We start from the raw sequence: 15,975 nt of genomic DNA, 5'->3' as shown, positions 1-15,975 counted from the left end.
GCGTCCGGATACCTCGAGGCTAGGAGGGCGGTGCAACAGCTGTCAACGCCAAAATTTCTCTTGGTTTTGGCAAAGCAGTGACCCTTGACACTCTCAGGTTCCTCGTCCTATCGTGAGTGCCAAGTCGTTTTGGCAAAACGATTTTTCAGACCCCAGTCACTCTCACCATTCCGTTCAAGAGAAAGTGAGTCGACAGCGATGTCCACTCGTAAATTCATCAGCAGGCTCGCCGTCGGCGGCATCTGCACCGCCGTCGCACTGGCCGCCTCGGCATGCGGCGCAGGAGGCCCGGCCACGTCTACCGGAAGCGCCGGCACCAACACCGTCAACGTCCTGGTCGAAGCAGGCGGCCACGCCGAACTGACCGGTGTCGCCCAGCAGTGCAAGCAGGACGCCGGCGTGGACGTCAACTTCGTCGAACTGCCCTACGACGGCATGTTCAACCGGCTTTCCAGTGAATTCTCCTCCGGCAACGTCTCCTTCGACGTGGCCGCCCTGGACTCCGTGTGGCTGCCCAGCTTCAAGGACGCCCTGCAGCCCATTGATGAGATCTTCACCGATGAGGCCAAGAAGGACATCTTCCCGTCCCTGGTCAAGGAAGCCAACGTGGACGGGCACTTCGTGGGCCTGCCCGCCTGGACCAACGCCGAAATCATCCTGTACCGCAAGGACCTGTTCGAGGACGCCAAGAACAAGGCCGATTTCCAGGCCAAGTACGGCTACGAGCTGGCTGCCCCCACCACCTGGAAGCAGTACCAGGACATCTCCGAGTTCTTCACCAAGGACGGCATGTACGGCACGGACGTCAAGGGCGGCGTGGAAACCGAGTGGCTGGCCCACGTCCTGCAGGCCGGCTCGCCCATGGTCCTGGACGGCGACAAGGTGGTGGTTGACAACGCCGCGCACAAGGAAGCCCTGGACTTCTACGTGGGCCTGGCCAAGTACGCTCCCTCCGGCGCAGCACAGGTTGACTGGGCCGCAGCGCAGAACCTGTTCAACCAGGGCCAGACCGCCATGACCCGGTTCTGGGCCCACGCCTACCGGCAGATCCCCAAGGACTCCCCGGTGGCGGGCAAGGTGGGCGCAGCCCCCATGATCGCCGGATCCGCCGGCGTCGGCGGCGTTCCCGGCCCCTGGTACCTGACCGTTCCGAAGGCCACCAAGAACACCGAGGCGGCCAAGAAGTTCGTGAAGTGCGCCTACGACTACAACGACAAGGGCATCGAATCCAGCCTGGGCCTGGCCTCCCGCATCTCGGCGTTCGAGAAGTACCAGGACAAGGAAGGCTACGAGAGCTTCAAGCCGCTGATCGAAACCCTCAACGGTGAAGCCACCGCCACCCGCCCGGCCACCGAGAAGTGGCAGCAGATCGTGGACACCGTCCTGGTTCCCATGCTGCAGAAGGCCGTTGCCGGCGGTGACTCCGCCGCCCTCCTCGCCGACGCCAAGAAGCAGATCGAGGACCTCCTCAAGTAAGACCCCCGCGGCCGGCACTTGCACACACCGGTGCCGGCCGCGGCCCCAACCAGCGGAAGAGAAAACCGTGCGCATCTCCGACCGCCGCTTCGCATTGTTCCTGATGACACCAGCGGCGCTGTTCCTGGCAATATTCGTGGCCTTCCCGCTGTTCCGCCTGGTGGCGGACAGCTTCTTCAAAATCTCCCCGATCGCCGGCGGCCCCCGCGACTTCGTGGGCCTGGACAACTACTTCCGCGCCTTCGCATCTGAGGCCTTCACGGGAGCGGGCTGGCGGACCCTGGCGTACACCCTGGTGGTGGTCACCCTCGAGTTCGCCCTGGGCCTGGGCATGGCCCTGCTGTTCACCATGCTGGGCCGCAGCTCCCAGATCTGGCGGACGGTGTTCATGTACCCGCTCATGATCGCCCCGATCGTGGCAGGCCTGCTCTGGAAGTTCCTGATGATCGACAACTTCGGCCTCATCGGAACCCTCCTGCACCAGGCGGGCATCCTGGACAACCCCAACCAGATCGGCTGGCTCTCAGACCCCGGCATCGTGCTCTACTCGGTGGCCATCCCGGACATCTGGCTGACTACCTCGTTCATGTGCCTGGTGCTCTTCGCCGGGCTGCAGAACATCCCGGGTGACCTGATCGAAGCGGCACGGCTGGACGGCGCCCGGGCACCGGCCCTGCTGTTCCGGATTATTCTTCCGCTGCTGCGGCCGGTCATCGCCGTCGCGCTGGTGGTCCGCGGCATCGACGCGGCCAGGGCCTTTGACACCATCCTCATCCAGACCAACGGCGGCCCGCAGTCCGCCTCGGAAACCATGAGCCTGCTGATCTACCGGACCATGATCCGCTTCGGCGATCCGGGCCTGGCCAGCGCCATGGGCACCATCTACCTGCTGGCGATGCTGGCCGTCGCGTTCGTCGCGGTGTCCACCATCTGGCGGCCAGGAAAGGACAACTGATGCGCGTCGCCGAAAAAACCACGCACGACGGCGGGACCCCGGCCAGGGCGGCTGCGGCACCTTCCGCAGCACCCGCCGTCGTCCGTCCCCGCAAGCGCCGCGGCGTTAACCGGGAAGGGCTGGAGGCCGGCCGGCGCAGCACCCGCACCCTGCTGTGGGTCCTCCTCGCGGCCGCCATGGTGCTCTACGGATTCCCGTTCCTGTACCTGCTGTTCACGTCCTTCAAAACTCCGATCGACACCATTGCGGTGCCGCCCACCATCCTTCCGCGGGAGTGGACGCTGGAGAACTACGCCAACGCGCTGGGCCGCAGCGGCGTGCCGGCGTCGTTCATCAACAGCATCCAGACGGCCATCATCAGCACAGTGCTCTCCCTGGTTCTGGCGGTTCCCGCCGCCTACGGCATCACCCGGTACAAGACGCTCAGCGGCCGGATCTTCATCATGGCCGCCCTGGTGACGCGCATGGTCCCGCCGGTGGCAATCGGCATTCCGCTGGCCTCCATGATGGGATCCGTGGGCCTGGCCGACACACCCATCGCGCTGTCCATCGCCCACACCACCATCTCCCTGCCGCTCTCCATCTGGCTGATGTCCAGCTTCTTCGAAGCGGTCCCGAAAGACCTGGAGGAGGCGGCAACCGTGGACGGGTGCAGCAGGCTCGGTGCCCTCTGGCGGGTGGTCATCCCGGTGGTCTCCGGCGGCATCGCCGTCACGGCGATCTTCGCCTTCCTGGCCTCCTGGAACGAGTTCCTCTTCGCCCTCCTGATGACGGCCATCCGCTCGCAGACAACGCCCGTGGTCATCGCGAACTTCCAGACCCAGTTCGGCCTGGACTGGGGATCCATGACGGCCCTGGCCGCCGTCTACTCCATCCCGGTCATCCTGCTGACGCTCCTCCTGCAGCGCAAGATCGTGGCGGGCATGACGCTCGGCGCCGTCAAGGGCTAGCCAGGGGGAACCGACATTCGTCGGTAGCCTACTCATACCGGACAAACCATAAGGACGTGGGACACAGATGAGCAACAAGAACATCGGCATCAAGGACGTGGCCGTCGCCGCCGGCGTTTCCGTGACAACTGTCTCCCACGTGCTCAACGAGGTTTCCTACGCCCGGATCAGCCCTGAAACCAGGGACAAGGTCAAGTCCGCCGCCGAGCAGCTCGGCTACGGACCCAACCGCCTGGCCCAGGCCCTGCGCACGCAGCGGACCGGCATGCTGGGCCTGGTGAGCGAGGATATTGCCACCACGCCCCACGCCGGCCGCATCATCCTTGGCGCCGACGAGGCCGCGAAGGCCCGGGGGTACGGCCTCATGATCATCAACACCTCCGGCTCGGCGAGCCTCGAATCCCGGCAGGCCGACGTCGAAGCCCTCCTGGAGCGCCGGGTGGACGGCATCCTCTACGCCACCATGTACCACCGCAACGTGGAGCTGCCGGCCAACCTCGGCAGCGTGCCCTCCGTGCTGGTGGATTCGGTGGCCAAAGGCGGAAACATCACAGCCGTGATCCCGGACGAGGACGGCGGTGCACGCGCCGCCGTGGGCGCGCTCCTCGAAGCGGGCCACACCCGGGTGGGCTTCATCAACAACACCGACGATGTCCCCGCCACCCGCCAGCGGCTCCAGGCGTTCCGGGCCATGCTGACCGAAGCAGGGCTCGACGGCGACGCGGCACCTGTCGAGTCCGAGGTCTCCGAAGTGCACGGCGGCTACGAGGCGGCCCGGCGGATCCTGGCACGCAAGGACCGCGCCCACATGCCTACGGCACTGTTCTGCTACAACGACCGGATGGCGATGGGAGCCTACCGCGCCGCCGCCGAGCTGGGACTCAGCATCCCCGGTGACCTTTCGGTGGTCGGCTTCGATGACCAGGAGCTGATCGCCGCCAACCTCCACCCGGGCCTCACCACCGTGGCCCTGCCCCACTACGAGATGGGTGCCTGGGCCACCGAGCACCTGATTGACGCCGTCGAAGGGAAGACAGACCTGACCCTCATGGCACTCCACCCGACCATCCTGGGCTGCCCGCTGGTGCGCCGCGATTCCATCGCGGCTCCCCGGCCCTAGCAGCCAGCCCCTTCCACTTTCCAAGAGGACCGCACCAACATGTCCACCTTCCTTGATGCCGCACGCCCGGAAACACCTCCGGCCGGGACCGCCAGGTTCCGTCCCGCCATCCACTTCACGGCCCGGGACACCTGGCTGAACGACCCCAACGGCCTGGTCTTCCACGACGGCCTTTACCACCTCTTCTTCCAGAACAACCCGTATGGCAACGTGTGGGGGAACATGTCCTGGGGCCACGCCACCTCCCATGACCTGCTCCACTGGACGGAACACCCCGTGGCCATTGCCTGCGACGAAACCGAGGACATCTACTCCGGCAGCGTGGTGGTGGACCACGGAAACACGTCCGGCTTCGGCACGTCGGACGCACCTGCCCTCGTGGCCATCTACACCAGCGCCTACAAGGCCGCGTCCGAACACTCCGGCACGCAGGCGCAGTCCCTGGCCTACAGCACCGACGCCGGCATGACGTGGCAGAAGTACGGCGGAAACCCTGTCCTCACCAGGAACTCCGCGCACTTCCGCGACCCCAAAGTCTTCCGCTACGAGGGCGGGCAGAGTCCCTGCTGGATTATGGTGGCCGTCGAAGCGCAGCACCAGAAGGTGGTCTTCTACCGTTCGGACGACCTCAAGACCTGGGACTTCCTCAGCGACTTTGGCCCCATGAACGCAGACCAGGGCGAATGGGAATGCCCCGATCTCTTTCCCCTTGCCGTGGACGGGGACCAGGACAACGTCAAATGGGTCCTGATCGTCAACGTCAACCCGGGTGCGGTGGCGGGAGGTTCCGGAGGCCAGTACTTCGTGGGCGAGTTCGACGGCGCCCGGTTCGTCCCGGACTCCTCTTCAGTTGCGGCTCCGGCCGGGGTCAGCGCCCTGGGTGATTCCGCCGCAGCCGCTGCCGCCCTGCAGCAATGCCTGTGGCTGGACTGGGGGCGCGACTGCTACGCCTCCGTCTCCTTCAGCAACATTCCCGATGGGCGGCGCATCATCATCGGCTGGATGAACAACTGGGACTACGCCAACCAGCTGCCCACCGCTCCCTGGCGGTCCTCGATGACCCTCGCCCGCGAAGTGCGCCTCACCGCAGCCAGCGGCTCTGCCCGCCTGGTCCAGCAGCCTGTCCTGCCCGGCCACCCTGCCGTAGACGGGCCGCCCGCAGTCGCGGAGCGGATCATCTCGGAAGCGTTCGAACTGCAGGACTCGGTCCTGCGGTTGCCGGCTGCGGCACCCGGCAGCGCCCAGGTCATCGAGGCGGAGATCCTGCCCGGCAGTGCTGAGCACGTGGCCTTCCATCTGTTCGCCAACGAGGACGGGAGCACGGGCACCGTCCTGGGCTATAACGCCGCCACCGGCCGGCTCGTCCTGGACCGCCGCCGGTCAGGGGACACGGGCTTCCACGAAAAGTTTTCGTCCGTGGAGTCAGCGCCGCTGGTTCTTGAGGACGGCGTCCTCAAGCTGCAGATCGTCGCCGACCATTGCTCGGTGGAGGTCTTTGCGCAGGGCGGGGCGGTGGTCTTGACCGACCTCATCTTCCCCGACGCCGGAAGCCAGGAGAACTGGCTGGCGGCCGCGGGAGGCCCGGCAATAGTCCGGAAGCTCACGGTCTCAACCCTTGCCTGACGGCAGGATGGGCAATCCAAGAAAGGTCCGAAGAAATGTACACGAACGATGACCCCCAACCGGGCCTTGACGTCGTAGTAGTCGGTGAAGCCCTTGTGGACATCGTCGTCTCGTCCGCGGGCACCGTGGAGCACCCCGGCGGGTCACCGGCAAACGTGGCCTACGGGCTCGGGCGGCTAGGTGCGGCCACCGCGTTGCTGACCTCGATCGGCGACGACCCGCGCGGCGCGGCCATCGAGCAGCACCTGCGCAGCGCCGGCGTCGAACTCCTGCCCGGTTCCAAGGGGCCAGGCCGGACCGCCACGGCGACGGCGACACTGGCGTCCGACGGGTCGGCGCACTATGACTTCGACATCCGCTGGGACCTTGCGCGGATCGCCCCGGCGACGTTGCCCAAAGTCCTGCACACCGGCTCCATCGCCACCTTCCTGGCGCCGGGGGCGGCTGTGGTCAGGGAACTTCTTGAGCAGTCACACCGGCGCTGCATGGTCACCTACGATCCCAACATCCGACCTGCCCTGCTCGGCAGCCACTTCGAGGCGAAGACCATCTTCGAGGAACTCGTCCCGTTCACGGAGGTGGTCAAACTCAGCGACGAGGACGCACTGTGGCTCTACCCGCGGCTGTCCCTGGAGGACGTCTCACAGCGCATCCTGGACCTCGGGGCCGGGCTCGTCGCCGTCACCAGCGGAGCTGAGGGATCCCTGCTCACCACGGCAGGCGCGCAGATGGCCGTACCCCCGGTCGCTGCGGAAGTGGCGGACACCATCGGCGCCGGCGACTCCTACATGTCAGCCCTGGTCTACGGACTCCTCATGCGCGGGGCGGACGGGCTGGCGCCGTCCGTGCTGGAGTCGCTGGGCCGGATGGCCTCCAGGGCAGCGGCCATCACGGTCAGCCGCCCCGGCGCCAACCCGCCGACGGCGGAGGAACTGCAGGCCGGGCTCCCGGCGCATCAAACGGTGGCACCATGAGAACCAGAACGCAAAAGGAAGAGCCCATGCCAAGCAACAACTACTACGACGTAACCACGTGGCCGGTCGGCAATCCGGCCAAGGACGTGGGTGAAGTCATCAACAGCATCATCGCGGACATCAAGGAACGGCAGGCGGCCACCGACGTGAACGACGGCGGCAAGCCGGGCGCGGTGATCTACCTTCCGCCGGGGGACTACCACCTTCGCACCCAGGTGCTGATCGACGTCAGCTTCCTCCGGATCGAGGGCTCCGGGCACGGCTTCACGTCGTCGAGCATCCGCTTCAACGTGCCCGAAGATGAATGGCCGGACCTGCACGAGCTGTGGCCGGGCGGAAGCCGGGTCATCGTGGACCTTCCCCCTGCCGGGGATGGGGAGGAAGCCAAGGGCGCCGCCTTCTACATCGAGCGGAGCGGAAGCCCGCGGATCAGCTCGGTGGAGTTCTCCAACTTCTGCATCGACGGGCTGCACTTCACCCCTGACGGCTCGGAGCTGCATGCAGAAAACACCTACGTCAACGGCAAGACCGGCATCTATGCCGCGAGTGCCAACGACTCGTTCCGCATCACCGGCATAGGGTTCGTCTACCTGGAGCACGCCCTCACCATCTACCACGCAGACGCGCTGTCCATCCACGACAACTTCATTGCCGAATGCGGAAGCTGCATTGAACTGCGGGGCTGGGGACAGGCCTCAAAGATCACGGACAACCTGGTGGGGGCCGGCTTCAAGGGCCGCTCGATCTACGCCGAGAACCACGGCGGGCTCCTGATCACCGCGAACAACGTCTTCCCCCGGGGCGCGAGCAGCGTCCACTTCAAAGGGGTCACCCGTTCCAGCGTCACCAACAACCGCCTGCATTCCTTCTACCCGGGGATGGTGCTCCTCGAGGACAACAGCTCGGAAAACCTCGTGGCCACGAACCACTTCCTGCGCGACCACGAGCCTTGGACCCCATTCCTGGGGGTGGACAACGGACTGGACGACTCCACCGGGCTCCTCAGCATCAGCGGCAGCAACAACTCCGTGGTGGGCAACCACTTTTCCGAGGTCGTCGACTCGCAGAGCATCCGGCCGGCCGGTGCCACGCCTGTCATCATCAGGCTGGCGGCGGGGGCAGGCAACTTTGTCTCCAACAACCATGTGGTGGCCATGGACGTCTCCGCCAAGTCGAGTGACTCCTGCTTCGCCGCCCAGGTGGACGCCCTGCTGGCAACCGAAGCGTCCGAGGGCCTGGCCGTCACGACCGTCATGGTCGATGCCGCATCAGCCCGGAACACGATCCTTGATTCCGGAAGCGACGCCCAGGTTGTCCTGGACAAAACCGCCAACGCCTTCAGGGCCACCCCGACGATCGGCTTGTAGGAGGGGAAGCCCGCAGGATGGGGGAGCACGTAGTGGGGTTTAGTAAAACGAGTAGGCATTACGCGGGTGCCGGCCCCGGGGGGCTGCATAGATTCGGGGCATGGCAGAGGTAATTAATCGCAAGCACGGGCGCCGCAGGATGGCCACAGAAGCCAAGCGGGGCGTCCCACCCTACGTCGTCGTGAACGCCGTCCTGGTGGTCGGCCTGGCCATCGCCATTTTCGTGCTGAGCCGCTAGGCCGGCGGCCGTTAGCGGGGGATACGGCGCCCCCTGGACCGGCGCAGGAGCAGCAGGAGAACTGCGACTATCAGCAGTACCGGGGCAACTCCCAGGAGGAATCGCAATGTTTCGACTGCCAGCCCCAGGATGAAACAGATCCCGGCGAGAATGAAGATCCCAACCGCCAAATTCTTCATCCGTTCCACCTTCCGGTTGCAGTGATTGGAACAGCCTACGCGGTTGTCCGGCGATGCTGCCACGGGGCTCGGGCACGCATAAGAGATCTGGCCCTAGGCCAGCGCCGGGGGCTCGAACCGTGTTGCCGGCGAGCCGCCGCCCAGGGCTTTGAGGATGTTCTCGGCCACGGTGCGGACCTTCAGGTTCCGCTGCCGGGACACCCCGGCGAGTTTACTGAATGCCTCCGTGTAGGAGCAGCGCGTCTGGCCCATAACAACCCCGCACGCCACGTCGATGGAGGTGCGGCTTTCCAGCACGGCTTTCAGGTTGTCGCCGGCGGACCGGATGCTGCGCACTTCCAGCGCCAGCTGCATGCTCTGCGACGCCACCCCGGCGAACGACGTGGCCTCGCTGACCATGTCCGGGGTGAAGTCGAAACCTTCCGGCCCCAGGAACACCAGGGTGCAGGAAACGCGCGTCCCCACATCCACCGGCACCGCCAGTGCCGCGCCGTAGCCGGACGCAACCAGCCGCCGTCGGTATGCATCCCACCGCTGGGAGGAACCGTCCGCTGCCACCTGCACCGGCCCCGCGTCGGCCTGCATCATGGGCCCGTCACCGTACCGCTCCTCGGAGGATGCCAGGCACTCCGCCGGCCCTGTGCTCCCTGCCGTCACCGGCGGCGTTCCCGCACGGTGCAGGGTGGCGGCGCAGTCCACACCGGCCGAACCGCTGAGCGCCGCCGCGGCGGCCCCGGCCAGCCGCTGCACCGAATCGAGGTCCGTCTCGGCGCCGGTGACCAGGTCCAACAGAAGACCGGCGTGTCCCGTCCGCTTGCCTCCGGATACCGCCTGTACCGCCATGCTTCTTCCCCCACTCAACGTCAGGTCCCGCCCGCCGCAGCAGGCTTTAGACGAATCTAAGGGGACGCCCCAAGACAGGGCACGAGTAGTGGGTACTCTACTTTTCCTGCCGGTACTTGCCGCTACTTGCTTCCAGCCATTCCAGGAAGGTCTGGCGTCCGACGGCGGCGCCCGGCGCCGGGATCAGCGCACCGCTGCGCATGGCCTTTCCCATGAAGCCGGGAAGCGGGACTTCCACCACCTTTTTCCGCTGGCCGGTCCTGTCCAGGTACGAGCGGACCAGGCCGTCGAGCTCCTCCAGCCGCGGGCCGCCCAGGTCCCTGATGCGACCCTGCGGCCCAGCCTCCGCCGCTGCCAGAAGGGCCTCGGCCACTTCGCGGGCGGCCACCGGCTGGGTGAACATCTTGGGCACCAGCACCACAGGACCGGCGGAGGCAGTCTTCACCACGCGCGGCACGAACTCGTGGAACTGGGTGGACCGCAGCAGGGTCCACGGCACGCCGCCGTGCCGCACAGTGTCCTCCTGCACCAGCTTGCCTGCGTACAGGCCCGAGGTGGCCTTGTCGATGCCCACGATCGAGAGCACCACCTGGTGCTTCACACCGGCCTTCTTCTCCGCGGCCAGCAGGTTCTGCGAGGCGTTGGTGAAAAAGTCCACGGCCTTCTTGGTGGCCGTGCTGTTGATTCCAGACACGTCGATCACCGTGTCCACGCCCCGAAGCGCCTCATCCAGCCCGCGGGCGCTGACCAGGTCCACCCCATCGGCACGGCTCAAGCTGGCCACGTCATGGCCGCGCTCCCTGGCGAGCTCCACCACGTGGCGCCCGACCGTACCGGTTCCCCCTGCAACGGCAATCCTCATAGGAAAAATCCTATGCCCGCGGGGCTCCTCTTGCTGTCCATGTCAGAACTGCGCACGGAGGGCATACATGGTCTGTTTGCTGCACTGCATGATCCGCCGCAGGTGGGCTGCCGCCAGGTGGGGGAGCTCAACGCCGGGATCGGCGCGGGAGGAGTCCTGGCGCAGCCCCTTTTCAAGGTTCAACGCCAGGCCGGCCAGGCGTTCGGCGCCCACCATCTGGCTGGAGGTTTTCAGGCTGAGCACTGCATCCATCGCGCCGCGCAGGTCCCCGGTGGTCAGTGTCAGCCGCAAGCGCTCGGTCCTTATGGGCAGTTCCTTGATGTAGTTCTCCACGAAGACCCGCCAGATGCTCTCGTCGTCGTCCAGTTCGGCGCGCAGCCGTTGGAGCACGGACGGGTCAAGGAGGGGCCGGGGGAGGTTTTCGTCCTGCATCGGCAGTTGTCCCTTCACCAGGAGCGAGTGGCCCTCCTCCCCGTCATGAAGAAGAACCGCTGACTGCCCCCAGGCCTAGAAAGGACGCTACGGCCATGCGGTACGCAGGACACGAGTAGTGGGTACTCGAGTTTTCCGTCCGGCCGGGGCTCCACCTCTTGGAAGGCGTGTCCAATTTATTGGGGGCTTTTCCCCGTGTGCCGCCGGTTCCTTCTCACTACACTGGGACGCATGACTGAGCAGGAACCGGCCGGGGGCCGTGCTGCAGTTACTCCCGACGGCGGGGCAGGCTTATCGGACGACCCCGCCATGGCGCACGCGGTGGACGGGGAGGGCGAGGCCGCGCGCCTCGCCGATCCAGGCGCCGTCGATACGTCTGTGCGGACTCCGAAGCAACGGTCCCGCACGTTCCTGGGGATCCTGGTCAACACGGGGGTTGCCAACATCACCACCAGCTACCTGTGGTTCGCCCTGACGTTCTGGGTGTACCTGGAGACCCGCAACGTGATCGCAACCGGTGTGGTGGGCGGTGCGTACATGTTGCTGATTGCGCTCTCCAGCATCAGCTTTGGCACGTTCGTGGACCGGTACCGCAAGCTGGCCGTGATGCGCTTCGCCGCCGTCTTCACGCTGCTGATGTTCGTACTGTCCGGCGTGATGTTCCTGCTGACACCCGAAGCCCAGCTGCTGGACCTGGGGCAGCCCTGGTTCTGGCTCTTCACCATGATTATCCTGGTGGGCGCCGTGGTGGAGAACCTGCGCAACATTGCCCTGTCCACAACCGTCACCATCCTCATCGAACCGGACCGGCGCGCCAACGCGAACGGGATGGTGGGCATGGTGCAGGGGCTGATGTTCCTGGTCACCTCGGTGCTGTCCGGGCTGTCGGTGGGGCTGCTGGGCATGGGCTGGACCATCGCCGTCGCCGTCGTCCTCACGGCGCTCGCCTTCGCGCACCTGCTCACCCTGCACATGCCCGAGGAAGTGCGGGCGGCTGCCACGGATGCCCAGGGCGGCTTCGACCTGCGGGGTGCCCTCGCCGCAGTCCTGGCCATCGGCGGGCTGTTCGCGCTGATCCTGTTCTCCACGTTCAACAACTTCATCGGCGGCGTGTACATGGCCCTGATGGACCCGTACGGCCTGGAGATGTTCCCCGTGGAGCTGTGGGGCATCTTCCTGGCGGTTGGCTCCAGCGGGTTCCTGGTGGGCGGGGCACTGATCGGCAAGTTCGGGCTCGGCGCCAACCCGCTGCGGACCCTGCTCTTCGCCGTCGTGGCGATGGGTTTCCTCGGCGCGGTGTTCACCCTGCGTGAGTGGGCCTGGCTGTACGTTCTGGGCATCTGGCTGTACTTGACCCTGGTGCCCGTGGTGGAGGCGGCCGAGCAGACGGTCATTCAGCAGGTGGTGCCGCTGCCCAAGCAGGGCCGGGTGTTCGGCTTCGCCATGGCGTTCGAGTCGGCGGCAGCGCCCATCACGGCGTTCCTGATCGCGCCGATCGCCCAGTTCTGGATCATTCCGTACGCGCGGTCCACCGAAGGGGCGGCCCAGCTGGCGCCGCTGCTGGGCGAGGGCACGTCCCGCGGCATCGCCCTGGTGTTCCTGGTGGCCGGGATCATCATGGTCATCGCCGCGGTGCTGGCATTCTTCACCCCGGTCTACCGGCGGGTCTCGGCCGAGTATGCAGAGGCGGCCGAGGAGGCAAAGGCATCCGAGCCCGCTGAGGGCTGAGGCCCCACCTTTCCGGCGAGGGACGACGCCGTGCTCCGGGCCGCTGTCGTACTTCCTGGTTCTCCGTCCTGGGGCACATTGGCCGCCTGCCGCGGTGATGAGGTCCTGATGCCCGGCGTGTCCGTGTCGATGTGCCCCACTTCGCCGGAAATTCTCCCCGCCACTGTCCGGCATGCCACGAAAGGACTAGGGTTCTTGCTCCAGCATGCAAACAGAGGAGGCACACATGTCCGGTGAACCTGTGTTCTTTGAAATCGGCGTGGAGGACGCCGAGCGGGGCAAACGATTCTACGGGGAACTTTTTGGCTGGGACCTGAGCCCGGGACCGTCCGGTAACGGCTTCTCCATCCATAAGGCCGGAATCCCAGGGGGCATCCATGGAGGCGACCCCGGTGCGTCGCCTTACCTGTTCTTCAAGGTGGACAACCTGGACGCGGCGCTCGCACGGGTGCGGGAACTTGGCGGCTCCGTGGACGACACGGACATGGGCGACAGCGACAGCAGCGCCGCCGAGTACGGCAGGTTCAAGCTGTGCAGGGACGATCAGGGCTCGGCCTTTGGCCTGCACGAACCGCCGGCAACGTGAGCGCGGGGTGGGGCGGAAACGCCCGGAAGTGAGCGGGCGTCAGGAACTGCTCCGGGGGAGGGCGACGCGGCCCCGGCCCCGGGTCTTCAGGGCAGTCCAGGCCCCAGGCACCCACCGGCACAGCGCCCAGTAGCCCACCCCGAACACCAGGGATCCGGCCACCGCCAGCACCTGGCTGACCGGAAGCAGCACCGGGTAGACCAGCCAGTGGGTGAGGTAGATGTAGAGCGAGGCCGCGGCCAGCCACCCCGTCACCAGGCGGAGCAGGGCTGGCACCGGCAGCGCCGGCACCCACGCGAGCAGCAGGATCCCGGCGGCCACGGTGATCTCCCGCACCGTGCTGTTGAAGAACCCGGGCAGGGTCAGCACGGTGATCAGGGATACCGTCAGCCTGTGGAGGTTGGTGCGGGCGCGTGCCAGGGCCCAGCCCAGCGCGAAGATCCAGAACACGGGCGGGGGCTTGGGCAGGCCGGGATCCACCAGGTCATACCGGCTCAGCAGCGCAACGGCCACCAGGCCCAGCGCGAAAAGGAACGGCGCACGGCGCTCCCACCGGTCCACCCAGGGGATGGCCATCAGCGCTCCCACCGCCAGCAGGATGTACAACAGCAGTTCCACGAACCAGAAGTGCCACTGGGTTGTCACCTGCTCCGGGCCCACCATGGCGTTCAGCAGGAAGATGTTCGCCACGGTGTAGTGGTCTGTCAGCAGGTATGCCACCGCGATGAACAGCACGGACGGCACCACGATCCGGGCCAGCCCGCGGAACTGGCGCCGCAGCCGCGGGAGGCGCTCCTCGGCCAGCTGGAACCGGGCGAAGTTGTAGCCGGCCACAGCGAAGAGCAGGTGCGCGGTCTGGAAGGTGAACAGCTCCACATGGGTGGCTACCACGCACACGATGGCCGCCGCCCGGACCACCAGGGAGGTCTCCAAGAACGACAGGAAGCGCCTCTTGTTGCGTGCCGGGCGCCGGCGTTCCAGCTCCTTGACGGGCAGCAGGTGCCAGTCGGAGGGCAGCTTCCCCAGCACGCTTTCCAGCCGGACAGAGACCGCCACGTAGGACAGCGAGTCGCCGTCGAGGGAGACGAACGTGTCGTCATCCGCCACGCTCTCGCGCTCCAGGGCGTCCATGAAGATCTGCCGGATGTCGGCCTGGCCTTCCTTCGCCGCCCCGGAACCAGCAGCTGCGGGGACAGCCGCGGCGGGCCGGGTGCTGTCCGGAACAAGGCTGGTCTCAGCCACGCCCAGGGAACGGACCGCCGGGTAGTCGATCTTGCCGGTTGCCAGGCGCGGGAGCTGCTCCACGGGGTGGACCTCGACGGCGGCGCGCGGCAGCCCCAGGCTGCCGGCCAGGACTTTGGCGATCATGCCGCCGTCGTGCTCGCCTTCGACGGCGGCGACGAGCAGGTCATCGGTGCCGGCCGCGGCCGCGGTGATGCCCATGCCGGCGAGGATCCGCTCCACCTGCCCCAGGTCCACGCGCAGGCCAACGATTTTCACGAACCGGCTGCGCCGGCCCACCACCTGGTAGAGGCCGTTCTCCTGCTGGCGGGCAAGGTCCCCAGTCCGCAGTTCGTGGATTTCCCGGCCAAGGGCCAGGTCGGCAGGGGACTCGGCGTAGCCGAGCATGACGTTGGGGCCGGTGTAAATCAGTTCCCCGTCTGCCAGGTCCTCCACGGGGTCGATCCGGAACGTGCCGCCCGGCACCGGGACGCCGATGGTCTCCGCGTGGTCCGCAGCCAGGTCCGGGGGCAGGTAGGCCATCCGGGCGGTGGCCTCGGTGGCCCCGTACATGACGAAGAGGTCCCAGCCGCGGCGCTGCCCGGTCTCGGCCCAGGACCTGACCTTCTCGGGCGCCAGCCGCCCGCCTGCCTGGGTGACGTAGCGCAGCCGCGGCAGCTCCTTGTCCGCGAACCCCACCCGCTCCAGGAGGTCGAATGTGTAGGGAACGGCGGCGAAGGAGGTGGCGTGCTGGTCCCGGAACAGGTTCCAGAAGCAGGGGTCCACCACGGAAAGGTCGGTGAGGACCAGCCCCGCCCCGCGGGTCAGGTGGCTGTTGACAACGGAGAGGCCGTAGCAGTAGTGCAGGGGGAGCGTGGTGGCGGCCCGGTCGTCCGGGCCGATGTGCAGGTACTCGGCGATCGCCTCGGCGTTCGCGGAGAGGTTGGTGTGCGAGAGCCGGACCAGTTTCGGCGAACCCGTTGATCCTGAGGTGCTGAGCAGCAGCGCCAGGTCCGGGTGCAGGTCATGCCGGGTGCCGGTCCGACGCTCCTGGAGCATGGGCGTCCCGTCGCCGCCGCCGGGCCACAGCAGCGCGTCGGGGTCGTAGGCGTTGACCAAGGAAGCCAGGGCCTCGGGCTTGTCGACCGGGGCCAGCAGGAGCGGATGGCCGCCCGAGAGTGCGGCAAGGTAGCCCACCAGGGAGTCCAGGTCGTTGCCGGCGGCCAGCACCACCAGCCGGCGTTCGGTTCCCAGCCTGGCAGCAGTCTGGTCCACCAGGGCTGCAAGCTCGCTGTAGGTGACGGCGCCGTCAGCGGTGAGGACCGCCGGGCGGCCGCCGTGCCGGGCGAGGTCGGTGAACGCGACCCGGGCGAGTTCGGGCTGCGCGGTCACAGCGCAGCCCTGCTGGGGTGAAGAGACAT

15 protein-coding genes are annotated in these 15,975 nt (G+C 66.9%); 10 read left to right on the top strand and 5 right to left on the bottom strand.

The annotated features are described in order from the left end of the window. Positions 1 to 198: 198 nt before the first annotated feature. From AC5RU7_RS04035 to AC5RU7_RS04000, 8 genes are all read left to right on the top strand, one after another. Positions 199 to 1,476 carry an ABC transporter substrate-binding protein gene (locus AC5RU7_RS04035; RefSeq protein WP_494051160.1) on the top strand — a complete coding sequence of 426 codons (1,278 nt, stop codon included), beginning with the start codon at positions 199 to 201 and terminating at the stop codon, positions 1,474 to 1,476. Positions 1,477 to 1,543: 67 nt separating this feature from the next. Then, complete coding sequence (locus AC5RU7_RS04030; RefSeq protein WP_494010243.1) at positions 1,544 to 2,431, top strand: carbohydrate ABC transporter permease; 888 nt, start codon at positions 1,544 to 1,546, stop codon at positions 2,429 to 2,431. Beyond that, complete coding sequence (locus tag AC5RU7_RS04025) at positions 2,431 to 3,381, top strand: carbohydrate ABC transporter permease (RefSeq protein ID WP_494010244.1); 951 nt, start codon at positions 2,431 to 2,433, stop codon at positions 3,379 to 3,381. The genes AC5RU7_RS04030 and AC5RU7_RS04025 overlap by 1 nt, the downstream gene beginning before the upstream one ends. Positions 3,382 to 3,448: 67 nt before the next feature. Continuing rightward, positions 3,449 to 4,501, top strand: coding sequence for a LacI family DNA-binding transcriptional regulator (locus tag AC5RU7_RS04020; protein WP_494051159.1), 1,053 nt, complete (start codon positions 3,449 to 3,451; stop codon positions 4,499 to 4,501). 39 nt (positions 4,502 to 4,540) lie between these two features. Beyond that, on the top strand, positions 4,541 to 6,124 hold the full coding sequence (locus AC5RU7_RS04015) for a glycoside hydrolase family 32 protein (RefSeq protein WP_494051158.1): 1,584 nt from the start codon (positions 4,541 to 4,543) through the stop codon (positions 6,122 to 6,124). A 35-nt stretch (positions 6,125 to 6,159) separates the two neighbouring features. After that, positions 6,160 to 7,098, top strand: a complete 939-nt coding sequence (locus AC5RU7_RS04010) for a carbohydrate kinase family protein (protein WP_494051157.1) — start codon at positions 6,160 to 6,162, stop codon at positions 7,096 to 7,098. A gap of 26 nt (positions 7,099 to 7,124) precedes the next feature. Then, entirely contained in the window at positions 7,125 to 8,465 is a 1,341-nt protein-coding gene (locus AC5RU7_RS04005) for a right-handed parallel beta-helix repeat-containing protein (protein WP_494051156.1), read from the top strand. A gap of 100 nt (positions 8,466 to 8,565) precedes the next feature. Then, positions 8,566 to 8,703, top strand: a complete 138-nt coding sequence (locus tag AC5RU7_RS04000; RefSeq protein ID WP_494051155.1) for a hypothetical protein — start codon at positions 8,566 to 8,568, stop codon at positions 8,701 to 8,703. An 11-nt stretch (positions 8,704 to 8,714) separates the two neighbouring features. On the opposite strand, the gene AC5RU7_RS03995 is transcribed toward AC5RU7_RS04000, so the two are convergent. The 4 genes from AC5RU7_RS03995 to AC5RU7_RS03980 form a co-directional block, all read right to left on the bottom strand. After that, positions 8,715 to 8,882, bottom strand: coding sequence for a hypothetical protein (locus AC5RU7_RS03995; protein ID WP_494010250.1), 168 nt, complete (start codon positions 8,880 to 8,882; stop codon positions 8,715 to 8,717). A gap of 93 nt (positions 8,883 to 8,975) precedes the next feature. After that, positions 8,976 to 9,725, bottom strand: a complete 750-nt coding sequence (locus tag AC5RU7_RS03990) for an ANTAR domain-containing protein (RefSeq protein ID WP_494051154.1) — start codon at positions 9,723 to 9,725, stop codon at positions 8,976 to 8,978. Between the two features lie 97 nt (positions 9,726 to 9,822). Then, on the bottom strand, positions 9,823 to 10,587 hold the full coding sequence (locus AC5RU7_RS03985; RefSeq protein WP_494051153.1) for an SDR family oxidoreductase: 765 nt from the start codon (positions 10,585 to 10,587) through the stop codon (positions 9,823 to 9,825). 42 nt (positions 10,588 to 10,629) lie between these two features. Continuing rightward, a complete protein-coding gene (locus AC5RU7_RS03980) occupies positions 10,630 to 11,019 on the bottom strand; it encodes an Hpt domain-containing protein (protein ID WP_494051152.1) in 390 nt (129 codons plus the stop codon). A 309-nt stretch (positions 11,020 to 11,328) separates the two neighbouring features. Here AC5RU7_RS03980 and AC5RU7_RS03975 point away from each other — a divergent pair, with 309 nt between their 5' ends. Continuing rightward, positions 11,329 to 12,747, top strand: coding sequence for an MFS transporter (locus tag AC5RU7_RS03975; protein WP_494051358.1), 1,419 nt, complete (start codon positions 11,329 to 11,331; stop codon positions 12,745 to 12,747). Between the two features lie 226 nt (positions 12,748 to 12,973). Continuing rightward, positions 12,974 to 13,333 (top strand): VOC family protein, encoded by a 360-nt coding sequence (locus AC5RU7_RS03970; RefSeq protein WP_494051151.1) that lies wholly within the window; start codon positions 12,974 to 12,976, stop codon positions 13,331 to 13,333. Positions 13,334 to 13,372: 39 nt separating this feature from the next. Here the strand turns inward: AC5RU7_RS03970 and AC5RU7_RS03965 are convergent, their stop codons facing one another. Then, positions 13,373 to 15,946 carry an AMP-binding protein gene (locus AC5RU7_RS03965; protein ID WP_494051150.1) on the bottom strand — a complete coding sequence of 858 codons (2,574 nt, stop codon included), beginning with the start codon at positions 15,944 to 15,946 and terminating at the stop codon, positions 13,373 to 13,375. Positions 15,947 to 15,975: the final 29 nt, after the last annotated feature.

It is taken from the genome of Arthrobacter sp. K410C, from assembly GCF_059090105.1.
This window is presented reverse-complemented; position numbering and strand designations above follow the sequence as displayed.